Here is a 25,256-nt window from a genome sequence, read left to right as displayed (position 1 = left end):
TTTTTATCCCGTATTATTTTATGGGTTGGTCTTCAGAGGTTATCCGAATATTTCTAGCTCCCCTTGCCACCGCTTTGCGGTGAGGGAGTATTGGCAATAACCTGGTCGAGTTCCTCAAATACTTCACTTTCCGCTAGAGGCTGTAAGGCACTATCAACCAGGATTTCATCGCGGTAGCTTTCCCGCCTTTTAATGGCTTCCGCCAGATAACGCAGCGCTTCATCAAATTGACCCATGGCAGTATGGGCGCAAGCCAGTTGGTAGAAGGCATGGCTGTTATCTGGGTCAATACCCAGGGCCTGGTGACAAAGATTGGCGGCCCACTGGGGTTCATTGAGCTCCAGCACTGCATCAGCTTTATAGGTAAGGGCTTCTACATCCTCGTGGCGGAGGCGCAAAATCTCGTCGTAAATGGCAATTTTATTGGCCACTGAGGATTCCTGTTGAGCGCGCAGCCACAGGGACTGTACTTCCTGGGTTAGCTCGATTTCCTCGCGGTTTTCTTCAATATGTTGTGTTTTCTGTTGAAGCTGCTTCTCTATAACTTCCAAGCGCTTTTCGTATTCCTGGACCAGCTTTGAGATCTCCTCATCGGCCAGAGAGTGTACCCGCTCTTTAATGTCCTGGAATGACCGCCAGCCAACTAAAACCAAAATTGAAGTGGCGGCGGCTATCAAGTAGAAAAAGTAGGTAACCGTATCGGTTGCGTAGGCTACGGCTCGATCGACAGAGTTGTGTTCACGATCGACAATTTGCTGAATCAATTCCTGCTTGGCATTAGCCTGATCGATTCGCAGCTGCTTAATTTCGTCGAGCATATAGCGCTCGACGAAGGGTGTGTATAAGGGCTTCTCAAGGGTGTCGACCTCGCTTTGCGCACTGTCTTTTTTCTTTTCTTCCGCTTCCTGGGAAATAGAGGTGGCGGAAGTAAATAAAAAGAGCAGGGCACAAAGGCTCAGGATGCGAGGCATATCGCCGTCCCGTGATTGTAAATTTCTACCAGTGCCTCGTGTAGTGTCCGAACGGCTGCGTCATAGTCTGGCTCGTTAACGATGAACTGCATATCCACATGACGCAGGGACTGGTGCATGGCGAGCACGCGGATATTGCTTTTGGACATCGACTGCACCGCTTTGGCCAACACGCCGGGGATTTGCATATCGCTACCGATGGCTGAAACTATGGCGACTTTGCGCTGGTTCAGTTCAGCTTCGGGAAAATGCTCTTCCAATGCAGCCTGAATCCGCTTGATTGTTTTCAAGTTGGTGGAGAGGAAATGGGTAAGGGTATTGGCATTAGTGTTTTTGGAAATAATATGGGCTTTGAAGCGCTTGATCACCAGTAGCACTTCGCGATCATAATCGTGGATGCTGCCCGCCATATCCTGGTCAAACAACTCCAGGGCGTAAACCCCTTTACAGCCTGCAATAATTTCCACTCGTGGAGAGTCGCTGATGTAGTCACCAGTAATCAGGGTGCCGGCGTGTTCGGGCTCGAAGGTATTTTTCACCCTGAGAGGGATATTTTGTTGGCGCAGCCCCTTGGCGGCTTTGGGGTGAATCGCTTCCATCCCCAGGTTTGCCAGTTGGTCGGCCACATCGTAGTTGGTGCGGCCGATGGGCACTGCATTTCCCTCTCCCACCAGACGGGGATCTGCACTGCTCAGGTGAAACTCTTTGTGAATCACCGCCTCCTTTGCCCCGGTGAGGACGGCGAGACGACTGAAAGTCATCTCGCTATAGCCCCGATCAAACGAGATCAGCAGGCCCTTATCGCTATGGGCATAGCCGGTAACAATAGGCAGCTGTTTGCTTAAGTCGATAGTGGCAAAGGCATCCCGGATACGCTCATCCAGGGGTATGTGCTTGTTGGTGCGCCAGCCAGTCAGATCGACAAAGCAGGCATTTACACCATCCCGCTGCAACAGCTTTGAAGTGTTCCATGCGCTGTGGGCCTCACCGAGGCTGGCTAACATCTCCCTTACCGTGCCCAAGTGGGCGTCGAGGGAGAAGTGGCCGTGCTGACAGAGGCTTTGCAGGTCTCTCAGGCATTTTTTGGCGCTCTCCAGCCTTTCATCCAAAAACAGGTTCGCTTCCGCGAGAAGATCGCCATGCCCGAAAAGACGCTCGTTGATTTGCCGCAGTGCTGCCCGAAGCTCATCAAACTTAACCAGCCAGCTATCGTCCTCAATGCTGCTGGAGAAGAGGGCATAGATACCTGGTTGACCACTTTTCTTGTGCTCTAGAAGCAAGTCAGTAATACCGCCGTAGGCAGAGACTACAAAAACACGATTGTAGATCCCCTTGGAGTCACCTTTGATAATATTATCCCGGACCGCTTCGTAGTCCGTCATAGAGGTGCCGCCAATCTTTTCTATCGTATGCATCGTCTCTTACTGGTCCTTCTTTCTCTTAAAAACTGGGTGAGTGCTTTGAATTGAGATTTGCTTCAGATAGTAGAAATTGATTTCCTCGCACAGATGTATTCCGGCCTGGGAGGCAAGCCGCAAAACGGAGCCTCCACCTTGTTGCTCAGGGCATTAAAAACAAAAAACAAATTAGACCTCGGGTCGGGGCTGATATTGCTGCTGGAGCCATGCATTAAGTTACAGTCAAACACAACAATGCTGCCGGGCTTGCCTGTAATAGCTGATATTCCGCCATTGGATACCAGGGACCTCAAATGGCTATCTGAGGGAATACCAAGTTCTTGCTTTTTCAGTGAGCTGAGGTAGTTCCGTTTTGGTGTTTCCCCATCGCAAGCAATGTAATGGTGGTGGGACTTGGGAATCAGCATCAATGGGCCATTAAAATGATGATTCTCTGTTAAGCTAATGGAGATGCTGAGTGCCCGCATACGGGGCATGCCGTCCTCCACATGCCAGGTTTCAAAATCGGAGTGCCAATAAAAATCTTTCCCGCGAAAACCAGGCTTGTAGTTCGCGCGAGACTGATGGATATAAACCTCATCACCCAAAATACATTTCGCAATACTTGATAGCCGCTGATCCCTGGAAAGCTGGTTAAAAATTTGGCTGCTTTTGTGGATACGAAAGACTGAGCGCACTTCGTTACTTTCAGGCTCGGTGATAATTTCTTCCGACTTGTCAGTGTGACCGCGTTGTTTAATCTCCGCCAACTCTTGCGTAAAAAGGTTAATCTCCGCCTGGGAAAACATATTCTCCAGTACAACAAAGCCCTGTTCTGCATAGCGCTTGAGTTGCGATGGTGCCAGTGGGGGGAGGGACTGGCAGTCCCCATACACAATTGGATCTTTGCGCACCCTGGTACCACCCAGAAGGCCCGGTTTTCGGGAGGGGTAGCAATCTTCCCTGGTAACACTTGAGCTATCTGGAAGGTACTTCATGGATACTGCCCTATGACTGACTAATTATTCATCAATCTTGTCAGCCTCAAGTTCGTAGGCTCCCTCAGCATTGTGTACTTCCTTGCCATTCAAAGGGGGGTTAAATACACAGGCCATAGTCATTTCTTCAAAGGCTCTTAAAATGTGCCGGTCATGCTTATCGAGAATATAGATAGTCCCAGGTTCGATAGGGTGCTTCTTGCCATCCTCAAGAGTTTCTACCTCACCTCTGCCGGAAATGCAGTAAACCGCTTCCAAATGGTTTTGATAGTGCATTTGGAAATCAGCATCTGCATAAATAGTGGTGATATGGAAAGAAAAGCCCATTTCATCATCTTTAAGCAGGAGTCGGGTGCTCTCCCAGTTGCTATCCGGTGAAACAACCCGGCGGCCGGATTTTTTAGCTTCCTGTAAACTTCTGACAATCATTGGTATTTCGCTGTTTCGTGTGTGTTCGAGTCTGGCTGGTCAGCAATATTCTTAGTTTGCAGCCCGCGCAGTTGGATCTTTTGCGTGAGTCTTTCAGAGGCCCTTAAAGTCTAGCAGGCTTCAAAAAAGACTCTTTCCTCAGGCATATCCCGCTCTCCGGCACAGACTTCCCGGATAGCGGATTCAATAATGTCGATCCCTTTTTTAAGGTTTTGATCGGTGATAATCAGTGGGCAAAGGAGCTTAACGATCTGGTCATCGGCTCCGCTGGTTTCAATAATCAGCCCCTGCTTGAATGCCAGTTTGGTGATTTTTCCTGCAAGTTCGCCGCTGATGCAGTCGATACCCTGAAACATCCCCCGGCCTTTGGTGGTGAAGTTACCCTCACCATATCGGCTGACAATTTCATTCAAACGCTCGGAAATGTATTTGCCCTTGCGTTTAATCTCCCGTGAGAAGTTTTCGTCAGACCAGTAATGATCGATAGCGGCTTTCGCAGTTACAAAAGCCAGATTGTTGCCACGGAAAGTGCCGTTGTGCTCACCGGGCTTCCACTGGTCCAGTTCTGGTTTCATTAGCACCAGCGCAAATGGCAGCCCATAGCCGCTGAGGGATTTGGATAGCGTAATGATATCGGGTTCGATGCCGGCCTCTTCAAAGCTGAAAAAGTTGCCCGTTCGGCCGCAGCCAGCCTGGATATCATCGACAATAAAAAGTAAGCCGTGTTTTTTGCAGACGGACTGAAGGTTTCTTAGCCACTCGATACTGGCCGCATTGATACCGCCTTCCCCTTGAACTGTCTCAACAATCACCGCTGCAGGAGAATTAATACCGCTGCTGGAATCTGAGAGGACTTTATCGAGGTATTCGGTAGTATCGATATTTTTGCCCAGGTAGTCGTCAAAGGGCATGCGGTGCGTACCATTGAGGCTGACACCGGCAGCATCCCTGTGATGCGAGTTGCCGGTGGCGGCCAGCGAGCCAAGGCTTACGCCATGGAAACCGTTGGTAAAGGTGACGATGTTCTGCTGCCCGGTTACATTGCGAGCAATTTTCATCGCAGCTTCTACCGCATTCGTCCCTGTCGGACCGGTAAACTGCACCACGTACTCCATATTCCGTGGTTTGAGAATTTTCTCATTCAGTGCCTGTAGGAATTCACCCTTGGCCCTGGTGTGCATGTCGAGGCCGTGAGTAATTCCATCGGCCTCGATGTAATCTTGCAGTGCCTGCTTGAACAGAGGGTTGTTGTGCCCGTAGTTGAGCGTGCCGGCACCCGCCAGGAAATCCAGATACTGATTTCCCTCCTCATCCCACATCAGCTCGCCTTTTGCGCGATTGAAGACTCGCGGAAAGGAGCGGGCATAGCTTTGCACTTCTGATTCAATCTCATCAAAGATCTTCATGATTTTCTCTTTTATGGTGTTTCTTCGAGGGCGAAAGGCCCGATGCGGACAAGGGTTTCGGAGTCGTGCAGCCCATCAAAGTGGGCTTGAGAGTCCATCCAGGGTGAGGAGTGAAGATCGACCGATAATTTATCGGCGACACTGTGGAAGAGCGCCCAAGAGGGCAGGTTGTGTTCTGTAATGGTGGTCTCGATAAATCTGACCGAACCACAGTGAGGGCGCTCAAGGATGTGACTTATCATCCGGGAGGCCAGTCCAAGCCCCCGGGCTTTCTCGTCGACGGCCACCTGCCAGACAAAGAGGGTGTCTGTACGGTCGGGGATGATATACCCGGAAATAAAGCCCAGCAGCTCTCCATCAACCTCTGCGGCGACTGAGGTGTTGGCGAAATGGCTGCAGTGGAGGAGGTTGCAGTAGCTGGAGTTTGTATCCAGGGGAGGGCAACGTTTGATCAATCGGTAAGTGGCCATCCCATCTTCAATCAATGGACTGCGCAACAAAATATTTTCTGAGCTAGACAAAAAACCTTCCCAACCGACTAAATATTTTTTCACCTCTAAATATTTACCTGCACAAGTGTTGAGCAAATGGCGTAAATATAGCTTTCTAGAGGCATTTTTATGCCGGGTTACTAGTAAAAATGCTTTGAACGCTAAATATCGTACACAAATTAAATTCAAAGTCCAGGATGCTTGAGGCGAATCAAGTCACAATATTTGACCTAGAAATGCCTAGATATGTGGGATATACAGCCTATAGGCAGGTAAAAATAATATTTTGAGGTCGATAAAATTTTCTATTGGACATACCGGCTGAGAGATCGCCTGACCATAAAATGGACAGTTTTGTGATGGAGCCTGAGGCTCTTGTGGGGGTGATGTTTCGCAGTCGGGTTATAAGCGTTTAGTGATTGAGGGGTACGGCGATATAATTCCGGCAATCACCCTGACTCCATGATTGAGAGGTAACTTTGAACAGTATCGAACAAGTGCTAGTGGCCCTGCGGCGGGTAATAAGAGCCACGGACCTGCACTCCAAGCACCTGGCTAAAACCACCGGCTTAACCGCCCCGCAGGTGTTGTTGCTACAGGCTATTCGCAATAAGGGTGAAGTGACTATTGGCGAACTTGCAAATGAGGTTAGCCTGAGCCAGGCAACAGTAACCAACATCTTGGATCGCTTGGAGAAGAGGGGGTTTGTCTACCGCCAGCGCTCCCAAACCGATAAGCGCAAGGTACACGCCTACCTCACGGAAGAGGCTTCTGAAACGCTGCGCGACGCCCCCATCCCGCTTCAGGACCAGTTTGCTCGTCAGTTTGGCGATCTAAAAGACTGGGAGCAAAGCATGATAATTGCTTCACTACAGCGCGTTGCCCAAATGATGGATGCTCAACATATCGATGCTTCCCCAGTACTGGATATCGGTGTTCTGGATCGCCAGGGTGCCTCAATGGATAAGCCCGCAACGGCACTGGGCTACAGTGACATCCCCGACTCCTCCGACAGAGATAAAAGTACTTAAGTAACGACACCGGAGAAGAGGGGCTGTGCACGCATTTAGTGGCCATTACGCCCCTCTACAGCAGTAGAAATTTGTCTAAGCTTGCAGCAGCAAGCTCCCTGTAGGGATCGAGGCATTCTGTGTCGACCGGTTGAGCTTTCAGGCTACAAGTTGTATCGATGGACATCCTGGTAATTGGTGCCGGTCCGACCGGGTTGACTGCTGCAGTCGCCCTCACTTCCGTGGGGCTGAAGTGCCGTATTGTTGAGCGCAAAAACAGCCCCTCAGAACTCTCTCGTGCTGTTGGCATTATGCCAGCCACCATTGATGCCCTTCGGGAGCTGGGCGCCGCAGCCCCCTTTCTTGCAGAGGCAATGCCCCTGAGGAAAATGCACATATTGCGCGATGAGAGAACCCTGGTTTATATCGACAATAGCGGAAATGAGTTTCGCGACAGGGTGCCTCTGGGGTTGCCGCAAAACCGGACCGAGGGAATCCTTAGGGACATTCTTGCCGAGAGGGGCGTCGAAGTTGAGTACGGGATCTCAGTCACAAACATCACAACCACCCCAGACAAGGCGGCCGTTAATTTCTCAGACAATACCAGCGCCTCTTTTGACTGGGTGATTGCCGCAGACGGCATACAGTCCGCCGTGCGACAACAGCTGAAAATACAGTACCCTGGTATTGATCTGCCCAATAAGTGGTCAATAGCGGATGTGGATTTGAGAGGAAACTTCGATCCGGAAGAGATTGCCCTGGACCTGTATGGCGGGGAAGGTGAGTTCACCTTGGTGCTCCCTATCGAACAGCGCCGCGCTCGCATCGCATCATCAACCGAAGATGCCCTGGCAGCCCTCAGGCTGCCGATAGAAATCGCCAACATCCGAAGGACCGCAGCCTTCAAAATCTCCATCCGACAGGCAGAAACTTACCGAAAGCACCGGGTGTTATTGGCTGGAGACGCAGCCCATTGCCACTCTCCAGTGGGAGGGAAGGGGATGAATCTGGGCATGGCTGATGCCATAGCCGCAGCATCTGCTATCGCTAACGGTGCGGTCGATAGCTACTCCACCTCCCGGCATGAGGCAGGGGAGTCCGTGGTTAAGAAAACAGAGCTGGCGAGAAAGCTGATCTCCTCGAGCAATCCTTTGGCAAAATCGGCATTGTGGCTATCGGCACACTGCATCGCCTCAGTTCCTCCGGTTCATCGCGCCTTTATGCGGCAGTGGACGGCGGTCTGAGTGCCAATGTCGAGGGTGAATTTAGGCAAAAGTGGACATAGGTGACAGGCTAGTGATACTATTCGTCCGCCGGTTTAAAAGCCATTTTTTATTGCAGTTTACCTCGTAGTTTTAGTCATAATCCTTCGTTCGGTCTCGTTTAAAATAATACTTTTTGCCCGCACAACTCCATTCAATTGGAGCGCAATTGTTCAATCAAGGATATCTATTATGTCTAATACAGTTACTGGTACCGTTAAGTGGTTTGACGAAGGGAAAGGTTTTGGCTTCATCGCCCAGGAATCCGGTCCCGACGTTTTTGCTCACTTCAGCGCAATTTCCGGTGGCGGTTTTAAAACCTTGGCCGAAGGCCAGAAGGTAGAGTTTACCGTGACTCAGGGCGCTAAAGGCCCACAAGCAGAAAACATTGTCTGCCTGTAAACTTTAGGCTTCGCCCCCAAAAAGGGGCGAGACCGTCCGCTTCCCCAGCCACACAAGTGCTGGGGAGGTACCTCTCCTGTTATATACCCCTCTCTTTTCTGTAGTGACGGCCAACTCTTAGGTCTATCACGCATTGTCGATTTTCCCCTCCACCTCTCTTAACTCGACGACAGATCTACCTGGATCAACTCAACCCAAATGAAGGGTGCAGTACCAACAAGGATCGCCAGAGGGCAAATTTTTGAAAGAACTTCTGAAGATTTGATAGGGTCATTTTTGGTCAAGCGTGATGGCTCCGACATTTTTAGACATGGCAGTAGCTGTCACAGGCAGGCTTCCCATAGGTGATCAGTAAGTGGACAATCTTACACTTATTTACTTTCCGTTTACCCAATGGCTTTTATTATTCCAGGTCTATCGAGAACTTTTGAGTGACTAGATCAATGGGGCCTGACTGCAAAACGCCATTATTGGTACTCTTAGCTGAAGACAATCACGCACTGGCGTCCAATATTATTGAGAGCCTCGAAGAGTACAATATTCGATGTGACTACGCTGACAATGGAATAATGGCCACTGAGCTGGCCTCAAAGCATGACTTCGATGTAATCGTACTTGATGTCATGATGCCGGGTAGAAGTGGTTTCGAAGTGAGCTCTAAGTTGCGCAATGCAGGAAGCTCGACACCAATATTGATGTTGACCGCGCTGGACCAATTGGACGATAAACTTGCCGGTTTCCAATCTGGAGGGGATGACTACCTGGTTAAACCCTTCGAAATGCTTGAGCTGGTCGCGCGGATTCGGTCTCTATCGATAAAACGACGCGTTACCCAAACCCGTTATAAAGTTGAGGACCTGGAAGTTAATTTAGAGACCCATGAAGTCACCAGGCAGGGAAAATCTATAAATCTGCCCCCAATCTGTTGGGAATTGCTCGTGTTTTTGATGCAACAGAGTCCAAAGCTGGTTACTAAAGAAAAAATTGAACAGCATTTATGGCAGTTTCTTTCCCCCGAATCCGACGTAATCAAAGTACATCTGTATCGGTTGCGGCAGGGAATTGATAAGGGGTTCAGTTTTCCACTACTGCACACGATCAGAGGGAAGGGCGTTATCCTGGGGAAGCGTGATGAAAGCCTTTGATCGCTCCATTCGTAGAAAATTTTTCTTTCACTATATTTGGATTCTTGCCGCAATTGTGGCGTGCAGTGCAGTTGTCGTCGAGAGATCCAAAATCAAAATGGTTAAGCACGCTTTAGGTGCGACACTGATATCTGTAGCTGAAAAACGTATCATTGAGGCTGGAGGGGTTATTGATGACCCTTTTTTTGCCCAGTTACAAACATATGATGAGTACAGTTTACTACCAGATACGGCAAAGCGCGTGTTAGAGGAAGCTGACGGCGAAGAAAAAAGGGTGCACTTTAGCAAAGACTTAATTGATGATCGCTACTATTTAGCAATTATGCCTTATGCTGAAAGCGCCCTTAAGACAACTTACTACGTGCTGGAAATAGAAGAAGCTGCAATACCCAGCAAGTACAAAAAGGTAGAAATTGAGGTTTTTATCGGTGTCTTACTAACCCTTACTTTAGCATTAAGTGTGCCTCTTATTCTTGCAAGACAAGTGATATCGCCATTAAAAGACCTGGAGAAATTTGCGCAAAAGAGTAGGCATAAGTTGACTCCGATCCCGGAATCTTTAGAGCAAAGGAAGGATGAATTTGGTCGTGTAGGACGAGTACTGCAAGAGTCGCTACAGCAGGTATGGAATCATCAAGAGCAGGAAAAGCAATTTCTACAGAATGCGAGCCATGAATTGAGAACCCCCTTGGCAACCATTGGCAGCGCCTTGCATGTGGTGAAGGTAAGGCAAAAAAAAGGTAAGCCAATCGATACTCAACTGGAGCAGATTGAGCGCTCCTATGAGCAGATGACCCAGCTGACACAGGCACTTCTGCTGCTATCTCAAAGCAAGGTAAATTTGGAATCAACAGAATTTGATTTCAGCAATATGATTCAAACTCGAGTTGAGCAGCTCAAATACCTCTTGGGTCAGCGAGATGTACAGGTTCATCTCAATTCGGATAGTTTGGTTAACTTGAAGCAAGTACAAGTGCTATTGGATATCGCTATAACCAATCTGCTCAGAAATGCCTTTGAGCATACCCTTGAGGGAAGTATCGATATTGATTTTGATGCAAATGGAATCCGGGTTCAGAACCCCATGCTGCCGGAGCAGCAGGTGCATTTTGACAGGGGGGAGGGGCAGGGTTTTGGTTTAGGCCTTCATATCCTGAAGCAAGTGGCCGATCAGCAGCAATGGATCTTTTCTTACAACAAAAATGAACAATACTTAACCGTTAACCTGGCCTGGGCATGAGTTTATTTACCTGGCGTTTACCTTTACCGGCATAGAATCCACTCCAGAAATAACGGAACTTCAACCAGTTCAAATTGGGATTCAATATGTCTAGTTTGCGAGATCAAAACCATAAGAGTTCTCTGCCATTAACTTTGAGTATGTGCACCGCGCTGGTGGGTTCGGCATTATCCAGCCTGGCTTTTGCAGATGAAGTTACCCAGAAGCCGCCAAAGCAGGATGAGACAGTACTTTCTGTAGGTATTGGAACCTTTAGCGTTGAGTCAATCTACGTTGATGGTGAGGACCAAAACAACATATTTCCATTGATCTCAGCCCGCTACAAGCGCTTTTACTTTCAGGGTTTTGAATTGGGTGCTGACCTGTACCACGACGATAAACTTCGAGTGAAGTTTGGCATAGGCGGTGACTTGGCGGGCGATAGAGATAGAGGGGACAGTGATAAGCTCAGCGATATGGAAGAGCTTGACCTGGCGATTCTTGCCAACTTATCTATGAACTATAAAAGCCCTGTAGGCCTTTGGAAGGTTGGCATCTCACAAGATATCAGTGATACCCACGACGGATACAGTCTATCGGCTGGATATAGTCTGCCTTACAAGCACCAAAAGTGGATCATCAAACCCGACTTCACTATTAGCTGGCAAAGTGATAGTGCGTTGGATTACTACTATGGCGTGGACCTAAATGAAGTAACTCAAGATAGGGCAGCGTATGAAGCAGATGCAGATATCATTACCCGGTTAGGTGTACAAGTGGGATACAACATTAGCCCAAACCTTATTCTTATGGGGGGCGTATATCAAACCTGGTATGGCGATGAGATTAGTAATAGCCCAATCGTAGACACTGATAGCTCTAGACGTACGTCATTAATGGTTAGTTATAAATTTTAACTTTTCTTACGATATTTGATGAGTGTAGATTATTTAGACTAGCCGGCTTATCAATACCAAGCAGAAGTTACAGGCCGAGGCAAGAGCCCCAGCCTGTAACCAAAACCTGTCTGCAGTACAATGTACACGATACCCACCGAGTCATAGCAAGAAGGCTTCTCTATTTAGCATCCCAATAGCAGGGACTACCGTATTTCTCCTTAAGGAAATCAATAACACGTACTTTGGGAGCCAGATTATCCGTAGATAAGTAGAGTGCATTGATAGTCTGGTTTTCTGCCGATGAAGATGCGCGGTAGTCAGTCAAAATAGGAACCAGCTTGCCCCAAGGAGCCATGAAATATACCCAGATCTCTCCTTCAGTTGGCCCTTCAGTCATCACCATAGGAGCGCCGAGTACCTCTATATTCTGTTTCTTGAAGTATTCAACCGCAGCATCAATATCTTCAACATAGAATGCTAAATGATGCCCCCTTATTTCGATCTATGGACCCTCTGATCAACGAAGCATTTTTCCAGAATTAAGCTGAGCTGCTTGAAAAATTCACTTTATTACGCACAAACGCGTAATTTGCGCGTAATAGTCCACTAATTTTTCATCTGAAACCCTCAATAGGTGGATTTCAGGCGAACCACCCCTAGGCAGCCAAGTATTTTCTCCCTATTATTAAGTTGGTAAAGCCTGCCAGTAAGCACAGCCTCTCAGTATTTTTTACCAGTCCCCGATAGCGGACCTTGTCATAACCAAATACCCGTTTGATGTAGCGGAAGGGGTGCTCGACCTTCGCTCTTATCTGCGCCTTGATCTTTTCCGCTTTACGAAGTGCATCACGCCCTGGAAGAGTTTTTAGCTTGCTCGGCTTCATTGCTATATACCAATCCGCCTCCCGCTCTTTCAACTCTTCACGTTTCTCCGCACCAATGTACCCAGAGTCTCCCCAGATTCTTTTCTCCTCCCCGTGGAGAACTCGCTCTGTAGTTGTGACATCATGCGAATTCGCTGCTGTTGTATCTATGCTATGTATTACTCCGAGCACATCATCAACCCCGATATGCATTTTCATTCCAAAATGCCACTGATTGCCTTTCTTTGTTTGATGCATTTCTGGATCACGTTTTTTCTTTTTATTCTTGGTTGAAGTTGGCGCAGAGATAATAGTGGCATCTACAATCGTACCTTCACGCAGTACCATGCCATTCTCAGCAAGATGCTTGTTGATTTCATCAAAAAGAGCTGCACCTAGCTGATTGAGCTCCAGTAAGTGGCGAAAGTTAAGAATCGTTGTTTCATCGGGAATTGGGCCGCTCAAAGTCAATCCAGCAAAACTACGCATGGATTCAATTTCATACAGTGCATCCTCCATAGCGGGATCACTGAGATTATAAAATAGCTGCATGCAATGAATACGGAGCATGACACTCAATGGATATGGCTGTCGGCCACGTTTGCCTTGTGGATAGCAAGGAGTGATCTGAGCTTCTAGTCGCTGCCATGGGATGAGGGCTTCCATTTGAGAAAGAAACTTCTCTCGGCGAGTTATACGGCGCTTTAGCTTATATTCTGCTTCGGCAAAGGTGACTTGGTGCATAATTCATCGTAGTCTTGATGGGTAGGTGAATATTACCAATATTGGCTTGGAATTATTCAGAGGTTCCCTATATAGTCCTGGTTATCTAGATGATATTTCGCTGTAGAAACTGGAAGTTATTATAGAGAGTCGTATCCTTCTTAAAACTTATAAGCAGGAACATCACTTTTGCAAATTATGCACAGATGATCGCTGTTTATGAGGTGGCACAGTCTGTTGTTGGGACCTATTTTAGTGCCCTAGCAGGGGCGAAAGAGGTATATGGTAGCGTTGCTAAAATGGTATTAGCCTGAAGGGAAGAGCGTTTTGATATGGCGATTACAGCATGTTATCTAATATCTTTAAATATATTCCAGGTATCCCCACTAGATAAAATCTACTAGCAACACAAGTACTGCTTATAATCTACCCTAAACTATGAATATCCATTGAAGGCTCGATATTCATATGTCCATGACTCCTATAGATATCGAACGCTGGAATAGAAAGGCCCACTTTGAATTTTTTATGAGCAGTGCAGGGTCAACTCGGATAGGCTTAACCCAGCCGGTCGATGTGACAAATCTGGTATCTTTCTGTAAAAAGAATACACTTCCTTTTTATTACAGCCTTATTTTTCTTGTCACTCAGGTGGGAAATGAAATAGCGGGTTTCAGGCATCGTATCGTCAATGGCCAGCCCATTGAGCATGACATGCTGCACCCTTTATTTTCTGATTTAGGGGATAATGAGTTATTCAAGCTCGTTATGGCAAGAATGGAAACAAATCTGACAAAGTTCGTCCACAAGGCAAGGAAACTTTCACAGGCACAATCTGAGTACCTCCCCGTAGAAAATTTCATCAGCCGCCATGATATCTTGAATATCAGCTGCTACCCCTGGGGTGACTTCTCTGGTCTACAGGTAAAGCCTGTACAGAAAGAAGATTGTGATCCAGGAATACCGTTTATTTTCTGGGGTAAATACCATCGCCAGGAGGGCCGCCTTGTCACCTCGATGTATATTGAAGTTAATCATTGCTTTCTGGATGGCATCCATCTTTATCAATTTAAACAGCAGTTGGAGGATAAGATTCGTCAACTAGCTTAAAATTTTTAAACTGGATCTAGGAGGCTCTGAGTAATTCCGTGAACCCGCTCTTAAAGTTGCTTGTCGCGGACCTTTAAAAGCTATAGAAATACTACATAGTTACTCAGAGGCTACCTAGCTAAAATTCCTTCAAACGGTGAAGTTTCAGCCCCCAATAAAAAAGGCAACTACCAGTGCAATAAGCCCGAGAGAAGTAAATTGTATAGAAGTCTTCCTGAATTTTGGCACCGCAAAAGCAACCACTAATCCACTAATCAAGCTAAATAGCAGGCTCGCACCAAGCATAATGGATGAGAACCAGAAGAGGGGACCGGCATGACCTTTATGAATCAGCAGAAATTGATGCCATAGATCATGTTCTTTTACATGAAGTATCGCTGATTGCTTATCCTGGCTTGGCTCCAAATAGACTTGGCGTTTGTAGCCATACCAGCCAATCCACTCATCCTCCAAATAGAAATCTGCCGGCAATGATACTTCTGTGGGCTGAACAATCGGAGAGATGGTATCCAGAGTCTCTTGCTCATTGCTGGGCAGGCCCTTGGGTAGAGAAACTGTGTACTCAAATTGTTCATCGACGCCCCCCTCTATATCAAATAAATAGAGCACGCCCGTGGCGATATACAAAATGGCAATGGGTAGAAAAAAGCAGGAAAAGTAGGTGTGGAGCTTGATCCACAGTAAACGGTATCTGGATTTCATAGGCAACAAAGGGCGCAATGCAACTGCATTGCGCCCTGATAGTAAATAAACAAATTAAGGAAATTAGAAGCGGTAGTCTACTGACAGACGGATGTCCCGGCCCGCCTCATAAATTCCGGCTACGCTACCAAACCCGGTAATATCTGTATAATCTGCTACGCTGGAGTGATCCCGATAGTGTTCATTAAACAGGTTTTGAGCCGCTAAATTCACATTCAGACTGTCATCTGCCAGTGGTTCCCAGTGCAAGTAAAGATCGTGTACTTGGTAGCCGGGCTTGTCAACCTCTTGGATACTGTCGACATCGTCGTCGACCTCTACTGAGCGGTGTAAAACTTCAATATCATTTAGGTCTTGTACCAGAGTAAAATTCCAGCCCAACTCTAATTTCGGTGTAATAGCATAGCTGGTGGTCAGGTTCCATGTATCGCCGCGAGCATTTGCTAAACCGTTATGCTCATACCCCTCTACAGTCTCTCCATTCAATTCCGAATCATTGTGGCTGAATGCGGCGCTGATGGTTAACTGATCCCAAACATATGAGGCGCTGAGTTCAAACCCTTCAGTTTCCAACTCACCAATATTTTCATAATAAACGGGACGCCCGACCTGATCAAAAATAACGTCATCGATAGTGCTGCGGTAGACAGCGGCTCTTAGTTGAAGGCCGTCCAGGCTGTATTCTAGTCCCAGCTCGGTATTGTCGACCGTCTCAGCATCCAGGTCAGGATCAAGAGTTGCCGACCACAGAGTAAACCCATCTCCAACTTCCTTGCCGCGCATCGCTGTTGCATGACCCGCAGTAAAGGTGAGTGCATCGGTAAGCGAATAACTCATTCCAATAATGGGGCTGAACCCCTTACTATCTGTCTCATCATCATGAGTCACTTGCTCCAGCTTGTATTCATCGTAACGCAGTCCAAAACTCAGCAATAGCGCGTCTGTAGCCTGCCAATGATCCTGGATATAGGCTCCGCGAACATGTCCCTCTTCAAGCCAGGAGTTGAGGCCTCCCTCCACTCCCTCCACTTCATCCTCACGGGCCTCAATGCCATAGGTGATGGTATGTTGACCAACACTGCTGGTATTACGTAAATCAAAACCGATGGATTCCACGGAAGCAACGTAGTCCCATAGCTCCCGCCAAACTTCTGATGTGGTGTGATAAACCGTTGTTTCTAAATTGACCAGTGCACTGGGGGCAAATTGGTGGTTTATGACAAAGGTCTGGCGTTCGGCTTCCATCGGGTAAAGAGTTTCGCCTTGCAGGGCGGGCCAGTTGGGATGTCTACTGAACTCGCCTGATTCTTCCCGCTGTTCAAAGCTGATACTCAGTTTTTGATTTTCAGACAAATCGCCACTCAACTTTATAAAGGCGAGATCTTGATCGGAAGCTGAGCCGTGGATAATGTCACCGTCGCCATCTTCCATATTATCGCGATCAACGGTCACAAATGCCCCGAGCAGCCCCCAATTGTCAGTAATCTTTCCATATACCGAAGCACTGGCTTTCTCACCATCATTACTAAAGAAAGCGCCTTTCACTATTGCGCCAAACTGCTCACCGTCATCTAGTAGATCATCCGCATCTTTGGTCTTAAAGCGGATAGCACCGCCAATGGCACCGGCCCCACTGGTAGCTTCACCAGCACCAGCTTGCACTTCAACTTTCTGCAATAGCTCCGGTTCTATTGATACCCGACCAATATGATGGAAGAGGGTGCTTGTTTGTGGAGCACCATCAACAGTCACATTAAGAAGTGTGTCTTCCATACCGCGGACATAGACTTTTTGCGCAATACCCAGTGACCCACCAACAGATACGGAGGGTATCTGGCGAAATATATCGCTGAGATCATTTGCCTGCTGGATGTCGAGTTCTTCAGGTGTAATCTCGGTATCTGTAGCGACGCCGACAACGACCACGGTTTCCAAAGGGGGTTCAGTGGTAGTCTCTCGCTCTTTTACTTCCTGTGCCTGACTAATGCCAGAAGCCAGGACGCTGGATACCATCAAGGGGAGTAACGCGTGTTTGCTATGAGAAATGTTGCGGGCCATTTGGCTGTCCTTCACAGAGTTACTTATTTGCAAATGCGAATTATTCCTATTGCGACTCGCAAAGTACAGCGGTGTTGCATTTGTTACATTTGATGTCCGCTTTAGCCTAAGCTGGCTCTAAGCATCCAGAAAATTGAGAGGGAAGAGTCACTCTCATGCACAAGCCCCCTGCGGGACGATTGGAGGCTTCCACAGTTGCACCAACACTCTTCAGTTGGCGTCGTGCTAAAGCTAAACCAAGCCCAAAATTTTTTGATTTTGAGGTGCGTGATTGATCCGCCCTGAAAAAGGGCTTAAAGATACTACCCAACAGATCCTCTGGAACTCCGGGTCCCGAGTCTTCGATATCAATAATGACTTTATTTTCTGCGGTCTGCTCCAGAAGAACATGAACAGCTTGCCCCTTCGGGGTATAACGCATCGCATTGCGTAGAATATTCTCCAGGGCCTGACCAACAGCTTGATGGTTGGATTGTCTTATTTCCGCCGAGTCCGGCAAGTGGGTGCAGATAGTGCGGTTGGGGAATTCAAAACGAGCATCCTCAACAATAACGTCGATAAGGTCTACCAAGTCCAGGTCTTCGTTGCCCATAGTGGGTTGCTCATTATCTAGCCAGGCGAGAGTGAGGGTGTCCTCAACCAAATGTCGGATATGAGAGGATTCCCGCTGAATCCTTTGGATATTTCGATCACTTGAATAACGGTTACCTGCACCTTCGATGGCAATGTCCAAGCGGGTTAGGGGCGTTCGTAGTTCGTGGGAAAGGTCAGCAATCAACTGGCGCTGGTTGACGATTTGCTCGCCAATTCGGGTGGCCATCTGATCGAAAGTTTTGGCAAGTTCAGAGATCTCATCGTTGCGATTGCCTAACTGGCGATGGACACGAACATCAAAATTTCCTCGACTGAATTCCCTTGTTGCCTGCTCCAACTTCCGTAGGGGGTTCATAATGTGGCGGTATAGCATCAGGGAAATGAAAGCTAGAATGCCCATGGGTAACAGTATTTGCAGTGCCAGTCGGGTAGTTTGCCAGTAGCTACCAGGGCGCATCCTATCCGGAAGCAGTATCAGCAAGCTGGTTCTCTCTGTTTCAAATGGGATCTCCATTACCGGATTGTCTGCAAAATAGAGGTGGACTTTCCAATCTACATCGCGGCCTAAGTTATATCCGATGTAGCGATGCTCATTCCCTCTCTCTCCTGCAATGTGGGTTACCTCATACTGAGTAACAGTGGCCCAGGTATTCTCTCGTTTCTGGAGCATATACAACCATTGCTCCAATTCAGCTTTGTTGCCAGTGAGAAAGTACATCTCCGCATCTTTGCCCCACTGCTTTAACTCCTCCCGGTGAGAAGTTTCTAGCAGGCTCATCTGTTCCTCGGTGCGGATAGTTAGGGAGTTGATCAGATAGAAGAGGGCAACGATACCGGCAGTAGTCAGTAAGCAGAGTTTCCAAAGAAGTTTCCGGTTCATTTCAAACAGTATCCCTTGCCATGCACCGTTTGTAAGCGGTCCCCACGCCAGCCTACACTCGTTAGTTTGCGTCTGACCCGGCTCAAGTGCATATCCAAACTGCGATCGTAGGCACCCAAAGTGCGGTTGAGGACCTGCTGGGAAAGATATGCCTTGCTCAATACTTCACCGCGGTGTATCGCTAGCTCCCACAGCAATTTGAATTGAATCGCTGTGAATTCAATTGGAGAGTCGCCTGCAAAAACTTGCTGGGTATTCAAATCGAGCAGTAGATTGTCGATCTCGGCATGGTCGACGTTCTCCGTCTGCGCCGGCTGACTGCGGCGCAATAACGCCTCAATGCGCAACAAGAGTTCAGTCTGATTAAACGGTTTAGCCACATAATCATCTGCCCCGTGGCGCAGGCCAGTGATTCTTTCTTCTTCTGCCCCCTTCGCGGTGAGGATAATCACTGGAACCTGACTGGTTTTGCGTAAAATCTTGAGTAGGGAAATCCCGTCCATTTCTGGCAGCATTAAGTCGAGCAGAATTAACTGTGGTTGGTGCTTTGTAGCTTTCAAAAGCGCGGTATGCCCACCAAAGCAGGTATTCACCTGATACCCTGCATCTTGGATCATCTCACTAAGTTGGTCGTTTAGGCCTCGATCATCTTCGACGATTAGGATATTAAATTGTGAGGGCAATTTTTGGCTCATGAAGACACTGGCTGTTTGCAAAATGATGCAGAGCAAATTACCACAATGGGCAATGGCTAAATATGGTTAGTTGAATTGATCAGGAGCCGGTCAATGATCACTCTGAAGCTGAATGGGTAATCAGCTGTAGTAACTTGGCATTGTATGCTTGAGCGTAAAATTTATTGTGTTTGTGCTGCTCGCTATCCAGAGCGTAATCTTCAATATGGAAGCCGGTTCCACATAAGAAAAATGTTTCCTGAGGTCTGAACTCAGCATACTTACCTTGCAAGTCTTCTTCTAGTATCCCGGGCGTTACATGGCCAACCCCTGGAGAATAAACATCCACGAACTTAGCCCGTTTATGAGTGAAATCATCTTCCGCATCAAAGAATCCACGCTCCGCTGACAACACGGGATCGCTGGCTATTGCAATCAATTCATAGCTTTTTGAAAGCTCAGCCCATACCCAAGCGACTACACCAGCGAGAAGGGCCGTGCCCAGAAGAAAGGTATTTCTAAGAGTTGACGTCATTGTCTCTACCTGTGGAAGCCCTAAGGCTTCGTCCTAAATAGGAAAAATAGGCTGTGAAAGCCTGGTTAATTCTTTTGCGTTGCTGCCCCTGTGGATATAGTCCCAACTTTGCCTCTTGACTAGCCTTTGAGCCAGCAACCAAAAAATTATTGTTGATGCTGGCATCCTGAATAAATGCTTCGAAAGCCCGAGCACTCAGCTCTACGGGCTCACTGTAATAGACAGAACCATTAGCTTTATCGGCACTGACGGAAGCAGTCACCAAGTCACTGGGGTTATTACCACTCTCATCCAGCATCACAGTTTTAAAGCACGCAAAAAGTAAGTCATTGAGCGGGTGGGGTACTGGAGTTGCATTCCGTAACCAGGCCTCTGAGGCATACATGGTACTGGACGTATCACTGAACGCTTTTTGGGCTAAGTAATGATCAAATGCATGAAACCATTCATGGGCAATAGAGCCAGGCCCCGCGTTCTTGGCAAGAGAAAAGCTCCGGGCAGTAGGGTCATAAAAGGCAGCCATCCCCGGGCGCCCGCCGATTCCATATTGAAAAGACAATGTACCTCGGAGGGATATCAATGCTTCCGGTCCTTGAAGAATGGCCATTAGATCAACAAGTGCATCATAAAAAAGCCCAGCGGCCCGATCTCGCTCCTCGCGAGTGACCCATCGGCCAACAGCAATCGAGCGAAAGCCGAATCGCTTCCTGACATCCACAAACGAAACGGGTTGTCGTTGCTGGGTTGCAGTGTGACCACTGCGATAAAATGCCCTGGTCAGGACCATAATCAATGCCAGTCGATTGGAGGAGGGTGGATATTAATCTTCCGGATTGAAGGCTTGCAAGAAATGGGAAGTGCTTCTATTCCTTTCAACGAATCCAATCGCTTTCTATTCCACCCAGTCAGAAAAGTAATCAACCAAATAGTCAATCGCCATTCGCGCTCGCATGGGTAAAAAGCGACGATTCTGATACACGATCCAGCTACTGGCTCCGCGCCCACAAAAAGATTCCAAGATAGGCTCCAGTAAGCCCTGTTGAACTGAACCACTGAAACTGCTTTTGGGCATATAAGCTATACCCAGGCCTTGCTCACAAGCTTTCACGATCGCATGGGCATTATTTGTTCTCCAGCGCCCACTAACCTTTACGCTTACAGGCTCTCCATTCAGGTCAAAAACCCATTCATCATTGTTAGCCACCAAGCAACTCTGCGTTTTTAGTTGATCGGGGTGATCGGGAATACCATTTTCTTTCAGGTAACTCGGACTTGCGACGGCCATCATTTGACGGTCGGCCAGTTTACAAGCAACTAAGCCGGAATCCTCAAGGCGACCATAGCGTATGGCAAAATCAATCCCATCCTCGACGAAATTGACCATCCTGCTATTGAAGTCCATGTCGATTTTCAACCCCGGGTGTTTCAAGCCAAACTCCATCAGGGCAGGGGCAACATATTGCTCAGCAAAGATACCAGCACCGCTAACTCTTAGTGTTCCATTGAGCTGAAACTGTTGCTGGCTAACCTGCTCATTCGCCTGTTGCAGGCCAATCACTAATTCTTTACACCGCTGGTAATAGGCGGTCCCGGCCTGGGTCAGACTTACCTGACGTGTTGAGCGCGCCAAAAGGGATGAGCCCAAGCGCTCCTCCAGGCGGGAGACCTGCCTACTCACATGGCTAGTACTGCAGCCAAGTTGCTTGGCAGCTGCTGAGAAACCTTGGCTTTCTGCCACCGCTACAAACTCGACTATACCGTCAAAATTTTCCATGTTTCTCAATCTCGACTATTGCCATTCTGCAAAGGTATTTAACAGATTTTACGCATTATCAGCAGAAGAGGGACAATCTACAATCCCTCCCCACTGAATGCTGACCAACAGAGGAAAGAAACATGAAGAAAGTACTTATTCCAGTGACCAACCACGCCACTCTTGGTGAAACTGACCAGGCAAATGGCACCTACTCACCTGAGTTGACTCACGCGATTCACGTATTTATGGAGAGTGGACTCGACTATGACATCGCCTCTATTAAAGGGGGGAAAGCACCACTCTATGGCACTGATATCGAAGGTGACGACATCAACCAGAAAGTGCTCAATGATTCAGATTTCCAAAACCGTATCAATAACACCATCCCTATGACCCAGCTGAATACTGCAGACTATGATGCAGTATTCTACCCCGGCGGATTTGGTCTGCTTTCTGACCTGGCAACTAACGAAGACTTCGCAAAGCTAAGTGCCGAGATCTACGAAGAAGGTGGCACATTGGCCGCAGTGTGCCACGGCCCCGCTGGTTTCCTGCCTATCACCCTGAGCAATGGCGAAAAGCTTTTGGCCAGCAAGTCAGTCACCGGCTTCACTCGTGAGGAGGAGATTGACTTCGGCACCATTAATGACATCCCATTTTTGCTGGAAGAATCTTTGGCGAGGGGCGCTGCCCGCTACAACAAAGTACAACCTTGGCAGGAGTTTGTTATTGAAGATGGGCGAGTGATTAGTGGCCAAAACCCGGCAAGTGCGCACGGTGTTGGTGTTGCTATCGCCAAACAGCTTGCCAGCTAATATATGGCCTGGCCGGCCCCTTTGGGGTCGGCTCGTGATTCTAAGTAGAGGTGTCCCGTAGTGCAAAATGCAGTTATCTACCCGTCTCTAATGCTTATTGCAGGCATTGGTATACCGATAATGGCAGCGCTGAATAGTGGTCTCGGTATTAAGCTTGGTAGTTCAGCCCTGGCAACTACACTGCTATTTCTCGTTGGACTTGTAATCTCCGCGGCCTATCTCTTGAAAACGGAGGGGTTACCCAGTGCTGTTTTTAGCAAAGAAATTGCCTGGTACTTTTACTTGGGTGGGATTCTAGTAGCTTTCTATATATTGAGTGTGACTTGGGTGTCGCCAAGGTATGGTGTGGGTAATGCGGTATCTTTCGTTCTTCTAGGGCAACTGCTCGCTATTAGCGTTATCGACCATTTTGGATTACTGGGTGCGCAGCAAACCAGCTTGGATACCAAGCGCCTTATCGGTCTCGCCATGATGGTTGTTGGCGTACTGTTGGTAGTAAAGCGCACGTATTAAGGAGTCTCTGAATAACTTCGTGATACCTCTGGCATGCAGAGCGGTTCACAATCAAGGCGCGGCTTCGCAGGTTGGAATAGAGACCACTTAAAAACCTTCATTGCAAAGTTAACTCCACTTCTTGCTACGGAGGCAAGAATCGAAAAATATACGGAGGTAAAAACTATCTAGCACAACCGTTATTTTTATAACGCAACTTTTTTGTATTCTCACTTTTATAATATCAATATCTTCTTTTTCAATGAAGTCAGTCTAATTGGACATGGGGTTAAAGAAACGCGTATGCACTTATGGGATAACCTTCCCTCTAGGCAATTTATTGATCTCATAATTAGGAGGGTGCCCCTTCTTATAAACCAGAACTGTTCGCTGAAAGCTCAAAAAAGTATCTCCTCGCTGATTAATACCTCGGGTTTCTACACTAATAATACCCTGTGTTGGTCTGGACTTGGATTCACGCTTAGAAATGGCCTAACTTTCTGCATAAACCGTGTCACCTTTAGTTAATTACCACCCTTGCCAAATTATAAAACATTGCATGTAAATACCAGTCTATTTTTGAGCTTTAACGGACATAGTATCGTTTGCAGTAAGATACAGTTCAAAAGAATGTTAGGTTGACCTACCCTTTTAAAGTTTATGGCTGCGAAGATCCGTGCTTTGATGCGATGTGCTGATGGAGTTGTTTCAATGCTATATCGGCTCTTGCTAAGGAACCTCTGAATAATTCCAAGCCAATATTGGTAATATTCACCTACCCATCAAGACTACGATGAATTATGCACCAAGTCACCTTTGCCGAAGCAGAATATAAGCTAAAGCGCCGTATAACTCGCCGAGAGAAGTTTCTTTCTCAAATGGAAGCCCTCATCCCATGGCAGCGACTAGAAGCTCAGATCACTCCTTGCTATCCACAAGGCAAACGTGGCCGACAGCCATATCCATTGAGTGTCATGCTCCGTATTCATTGCATGCAGCTATTTTATAATCTCAGTGATCCCGCTATGGAGGATGCACTGTATGAAATTGAATCCATGCGTAGTTTTGCTGGATTGACTTTGAGCGGCCCAATTCCCGATGAAACAACGATTCTTAACTTTCGCCACTTACTGGAGCTCAATCAGCTAGGTGCAGCTCTTTTTGATGAAATCAACAAGCATCTTGCTGAGAATGGCATGGTACTGCGTGAAGGTACGATTGTAGATGCCACTATTATCTCTGCGCCAACTTCAACCAAGAATAAAAAGAAAAAACGTGATCCAGAAATGCATCAAACAAAGAAAGGCAATCAGTGGCATTTTGGAATGAAAATGCATATCGGGGTTGATGATGTGCTCGGAGTAATACATAGCATAGATACAACAGCAGCGAATTCGCATGATGTCACAACTACAGAGCGAGTTCTCCACGGGGAGGAGAAAAGAATCTGGGGAGACTCTGGGTACATTGGTGCGGAGAAACGTGAAGAGTTGAAAGAGCGGGAGGCGGATTGGTATATAGCAATGAAGCCGAGCAAGCTAAAAACTCTTCCAGGGCGTGATGCACTTCGTAAAGCGGAAAAGATCAAGGCGCAGATAAGAGCGAAGGTCGAGCACCCCTTCCGCTACATCAAACGGGTATTTGGTTATGACAAGGTCCGCTATCGGGGACTGGTAAAAAATACTGAGAGGCTGTGCTTACTGGCAGGCTTTACCAACTTAATAATAGGGAGAAAATACTTGGCTGCCTAGGGGTGGTTCGCCTGAAATCCACCTATTGAGGGTTTCAGATGAAAAATTAGTGGACTATTACGCGCAAATTACGCGTTTGTGCGTAATAAAGTGAATTTTTCAAGCAGCTCAGCTTAATTCTGGAAAAATGCTTCGTTGATCAGAGGGTCCCTAAGTATTTTAAGGGAATTGGGATCTCTCTTATAGGAGGGTTAAACGATACAGTCGGTGGCGACACTAGGCATTGATTATATCCTGTGTAATTGGCGCTACGCAGCGATGAGAATAAAGCTCACCTTGTGGTTGTTATTTAAGTAATTAACGGTGGAGCTTTTGCTCTCCACTGCTAAATACTTCAAATCAGTGAGATTTCTATTTGGGGGAAATGTACTTTTGCATGGGGTGTGGTTGTTAATTGACTTCGCTCTACTACGAGGTGGGCGGTGTCGAATTTAAGTTAAGAGGTGCAAAACGGTACATGTATATTAATTAAAGGTGACGCCGTGGAGGTGCAGAAAATAATATATTTCCCTTCAGGTCGTGTCTTGATTCAATCTGGAGAGGCAGGATACTCTTTAATGGTCAGCTTGCAAATTAGTCCTTTCTTTTGTGAACCATGTCATAAAATGTAAAGAAAAATAATTCGCCAGAAGGTGATGATTGAAAATTTAATTTTTGCTGTGTTAATTTTGTCT

At 47.3% G+C, this 25,256-nt stretch carries 25 protein-coding genes; 10 read left to right on the top strand and 15 right to left on the bottom strand.

Going from position 1 to position 25,256, the window contains the following annotated elements:
- Nucleotides 1-53 precede the first annotated feature (53 nt).
- The 6 genes from ACJJIY_RS16305 to ectA form a co-directional block, all read right to left on the bottom strand.
- Nucleotides 54-971 (bottom strand): TPR end-of-group domain-containing protein, encoded by a 918-nt coding sequence (locus ACJJIY_RS16305; protein ID WP_444908325.1) that lies wholly within the window; start codon nucleotides 969-971, stop codon nucleotides 54-56.
- The gene (locus tag ACJJIY_RS16300; protein WP_444897279.1) at nucleotides 956-2,386 is read right to left on the bottom strand and encodes an aspartate kinase; all 1,431 of its coding nucleotides are present in this window, start codon (nucleotides 2,384-2,386) and stop codon (nucleotides 956-958) included. The genes ACJJIY_RS16305 and ACJJIY_RS16300 overlap by 16 nt, the downstream gene beginning before the upstream one ends.
- A gap of 62 nt (nucleotides 2,387-2,448) precedes the next feature.
- A complete protein-coding gene (gene thpD, locus ACJJIY_RS16295; protein WP_444917125.1) occupies nucleotides 2,449-3,366 on the bottom strand; it encodes an ectoine hydroxylase in 918 nt (305 codons plus the stop codon).
- 24 nt (nucleotides 3,367-3,390) lie between these two features.
- Entirely contained in the window at nucleotides 3,391-3,795 is a 405-nt protein-coding gene (locus tag ACJJIY_RS16290) for an ectoine synthase (RefSeq protein WP_282932786.1), read from the bottom strand.
- Between the two features lie 110 nt (nucleotides 3,796-3,905).
- A complete protein-coding gene (ectB, locus tag ACJJIY_RS16285; RefSeq protein ID WP_413665775.1) occupies nucleotides 3,906-5,201 on the bottom strand; it encodes a diaminobutyrate--2-oxoglutarate transaminase in 1,296 nt (431 codons plus the stop codon).
- 11 nt (nucleotides 5,202-5,212) lie between these two features.
- On the bottom strand, nucleotides 5,213-5,722 hold the full coding sequence (ectA, locus tag ACJJIY_RS16280) for a diaminobutyrate acetyltransferase (protein ID WP_444893869.1): 510 nt from the start codon (nucleotides 5,720-5,722) through the stop codon (nucleotides 5,213-5,215).
- Nucleotides 5,723-6,171: 449 nt separating this feature from the next.
- On the opposite strand from ectA, the gene ACJJIY_RS16275 reads away from it, so the two are divergent.
- From ACJJIY_RS16275 to ACJJIY_RS16250, 6 genes are all read left to right on the top strand, one after another.
- Nucleotides 6,172-6,723 carry a MarR family winged helix-turn-helix transcriptional regulator gene (locus ACJJIY_RS16275; RefSeq protein WP_445358371.1) on the top strand — a complete coding sequence of 184 codons (552 nt, stop codon included), beginning with the start codon at nucleotides 6,172-6,174 and terminating at the stop codon, nucleotides 6,721-6,723.
- 158 nt (nucleotides 6,724-6,881) lie between these two features.
- Complete coding sequence (locus tag ACJJIY_RS16270; protein ID WP_445358370.1) at nucleotides 6,882-7,946, top strand: FAD-dependent oxidoreductase; 1,065 nt, start codon at nucleotides 6,882-6,884, stop codon at nucleotides 7,944-7,946.
- Nucleotides 7,947-8,156: 210 nt separating this feature from the next.
- On the top strand, nucleotides 8,157-8,366 hold the full coding sequence (locus ACJJIY_RS16265; RefSeq protein WP_108733254.1) for a cold-shock protein: 210 nt from the start codon (nucleotides 8,157-8,159) through the stop codon (nucleotides 8,364-8,366).
- Nucleotides 8,367-8,797: 431 nt separating this feature from the next.
- Entirely contained in the window at nucleotides 8,798-9,511 is a 714-nt protein-coding gene (locus tag ACJJIY_RS16260) for a response regulator transcription factor (protein ID WP_445358369.1), read from the top strand.
- The gene (locus tag ACJJIY_RS16255) at nucleotides 9,498-10,751 is read left to right on the top strand and encodes a sensor histidine kinase (RefSeq protein WP_445358368.1); all 1,254 of its coding nucleotides are present in this window, start codon (nucleotides 9,498-9,500) and stop codon (nucleotides 10,749-10,751) included. Before ACJJIY_RS16260 ends, ACJJIY_RS16255 begins: the two co-directional genes overlap by 14 nt.
- 86 nt (nucleotides 10,752-10,837) lie before the next feature.
- A complete protein-coding gene (locus tag ACJJIY_RS16250) occupies nucleotides 10,838-11,647 on the top strand; it encodes a MipA/OmpV family protein (RefSeq protein WP_445358367.1) in 810 nt (269 codons plus the stop codon).
- 160 nt (nucleotides 11,648-11,807) lie between these two features.
- On the opposite strand, the gene ACJJIY_RS16245 is transcribed toward ACJJIY_RS16250, so the two are convergent.
- Nucleotides 11,808-12,026 (bottom strand): hypothetical protein, encoded by a 219-nt coding sequence (locus ACJJIY_RS16245; protein WP_445358366.1) that lies wholly within the window; start codon nucleotides 12,024-12,026, stop codon nucleotides 11,808-11,810.
- Between the two features lie 259 nt (nucleotides 12,027-12,285).
- Nucleotides 12,286-13,236 (bottom strand): IS5 family transposase, encoded by a 951-nt coding sequence (locus ACJJIY_RS16240; protein ID WP_444895065.1) that lies wholly within the window; start codon nucleotides 13,234-13,236, stop codon nucleotides 12,286-12,288.
- Nucleotides 13,237-13,683: 447 nt separating this feature from the next.
- Here ACJJIY_RS16240 and ACJJIY_RS16235 point away from each other — a divergent pair, with 447 nt between their 5' ends.
- Nucleotides 13,684-14,325: a CatA-like O-acetyltransferase gene (locus ACJJIY_RS16235; RefSeq protein WP_445358365.1), complete on the top strand. Its 642-nt coding sequence runs from the start codon at nucleotides 13,684-13,686 to the stop codon at nucleotides 14,323-14,325.
- A gap of 144 nt (nucleotides 14,326-14,469) precedes the next feature.
- Here ACJJIY_RS16235 and ACJJIY_RS16230 read toward each other — a convergent pair whose 3' ends face one another.
- From ACJJIY_RS16230 to ACJJIY_RS16200, 7 genes are all read right to left on the bottom strand, one after another.
- Nucleotides 14,470-15,027: a PepSY-associated transmembrane domain-containing protein gene (locus ACJJIY_RS16230; RefSeq protein WP_444933180.1), complete on the bottom strand. Its 558-nt coding sequence runs from the start codon at nucleotides 15,025-15,027 to the stop codon at nucleotides 14,470-14,472.
- 63 nt (nucleotides 15,028-15,090) lie between these two features.
- A complete protein-coding gene (locus ACJJIY_RS16225; RefSeq protein WP_445358364.1) occupies nucleotides 15,091-17,085 on the bottom strand; it encodes a TonB-dependent receptor in 1,995 nt (664 codons plus the stop codon).
- 106 nt (nucleotides 17,086-17,191) lie between these two features.
- Nucleotides 17,192-18,559: a sensor histidine kinase gene (locus ACJJIY_RS16220; protein ID WP_445358363.1), complete on the bottom strand. Its 1,368-nt coding sequence runs from the start codon at nucleotides 18,557-18,559 to the stop codon at nucleotides 17,192-17,194.
- Nucleotides 18,556-19,254 carry a response regulator transcription factor gene (locus ACJJIY_RS16215; RefSeq protein WP_444897296.1) on the bottom strand — a complete coding sequence of 233 codons (699 nt, stop codon included), beginning with the start codon at nucleotides 19,252-19,254 and terminating at the stop codon, nucleotides 18,556-18,558. Before ACJJIY_RS16215 ends, ACJJIY_RS16220 begins: the two co-directional genes overlap by 4 nt.
- 97 nt (nucleotides 19,255-19,351) lie before the next feature.
- On the bottom strand, nucleotides 19,352-19,768 hold the full coding sequence (locus ACJJIY_RS16210) for a hypothetical protein (RefSeq protein ID WP_445354236.1): 417 nt from the start codon (nucleotides 19,766-19,768) through the stop codon (nucleotides 19,352-19,354).
- Nucleotides 19,752-20,555: a CLCA_X family protein gene (locus tag ACJJIY_RS16205; RefSeq protein ID WP_445358362.1), complete on the bottom strand. Its 804-nt coding sequence runs from the start codon at nucleotides 20,553-20,555 to the stop codon at nucleotides 19,752-19,754. The genes ACJJIY_RS16210 and ACJJIY_RS16205 overlap by 17 nt, the downstream gene beginning before the upstream one ends.
- Before the next feature lie 105 nt (nucleotides 20,556-20,660).
- Nucleotides 20,661-21,542 carry a LysR family transcriptional regulator gene (locus tag ACJJIY_RS16200; protein WP_445358361.1) on the bottom strand — a complete coding sequence of 294 codons (882 nt, stop codon included), beginning with the start codon at nucleotides 21,540-21,542 and terminating at the stop codon, nucleotides 20,661-20,663.
- A gap of 122 nt (nucleotides 21,543-21,664) precedes the next feature.
- Between ACJJIY_RS16200 and ACJJIY_RS16195 the strand changes: the two genes are divergently transcribed.
- From ACJJIY_RS16195 to ACJJIY_RS16185, 3 genes are all read left to right on the top strand, one after another.
- The gene (locus tag ACJJIY_RS16195) at nucleotides 21,665-22,339 is read left to right on the top strand and encodes a type 1 glutamine amidotransferase domain-containing protein (RefSeq protein WP_445358360.1); all 675 of its coding nucleotides are present in this window, start codon (nucleotides 21,665-21,667) and stop codon (nucleotides 22,337-22,339) included.
- 60 nt (nucleotides 22,340-22,399) lie between these two features.
- Nucleotides 22,400-22,852 carry a DMT family transporter gene (locus tag ACJJIY_RS16190; RefSeq protein WP_445358359.1) on the top strand — a complete coding sequence of 151 codons (453 nt, stop codon included), beginning with the start codon at nucleotides 22,400-22,402 and terminating at the stop codon, nucleotides 22,850-22,852.
- Nucleotides 22,853-23,631: 779 nt separating this feature from the next.
- A complete protein-coding gene (locus tag ACJJIY_RS16185) occupies nucleotides 23,632-24,582 on the top strand; it encodes an IS5 family transposase (protein ID WP_444895065.1) in 951 nt (316 codons plus the stop codon).
- The last annotated feature ends 674 nt before the right edge of the window (nucleotides 24,583-25,256 follow it).

The sequence above is a fragment of the Microbulbifer maximicatervae (SeqCode) genome (assembly GCF_052468155.1).
The sequence above is the reverse complement of the archived record's forward strand: the minus strand, read 5'-3'. Positions and strand labels throughout refer to the sequence as shown.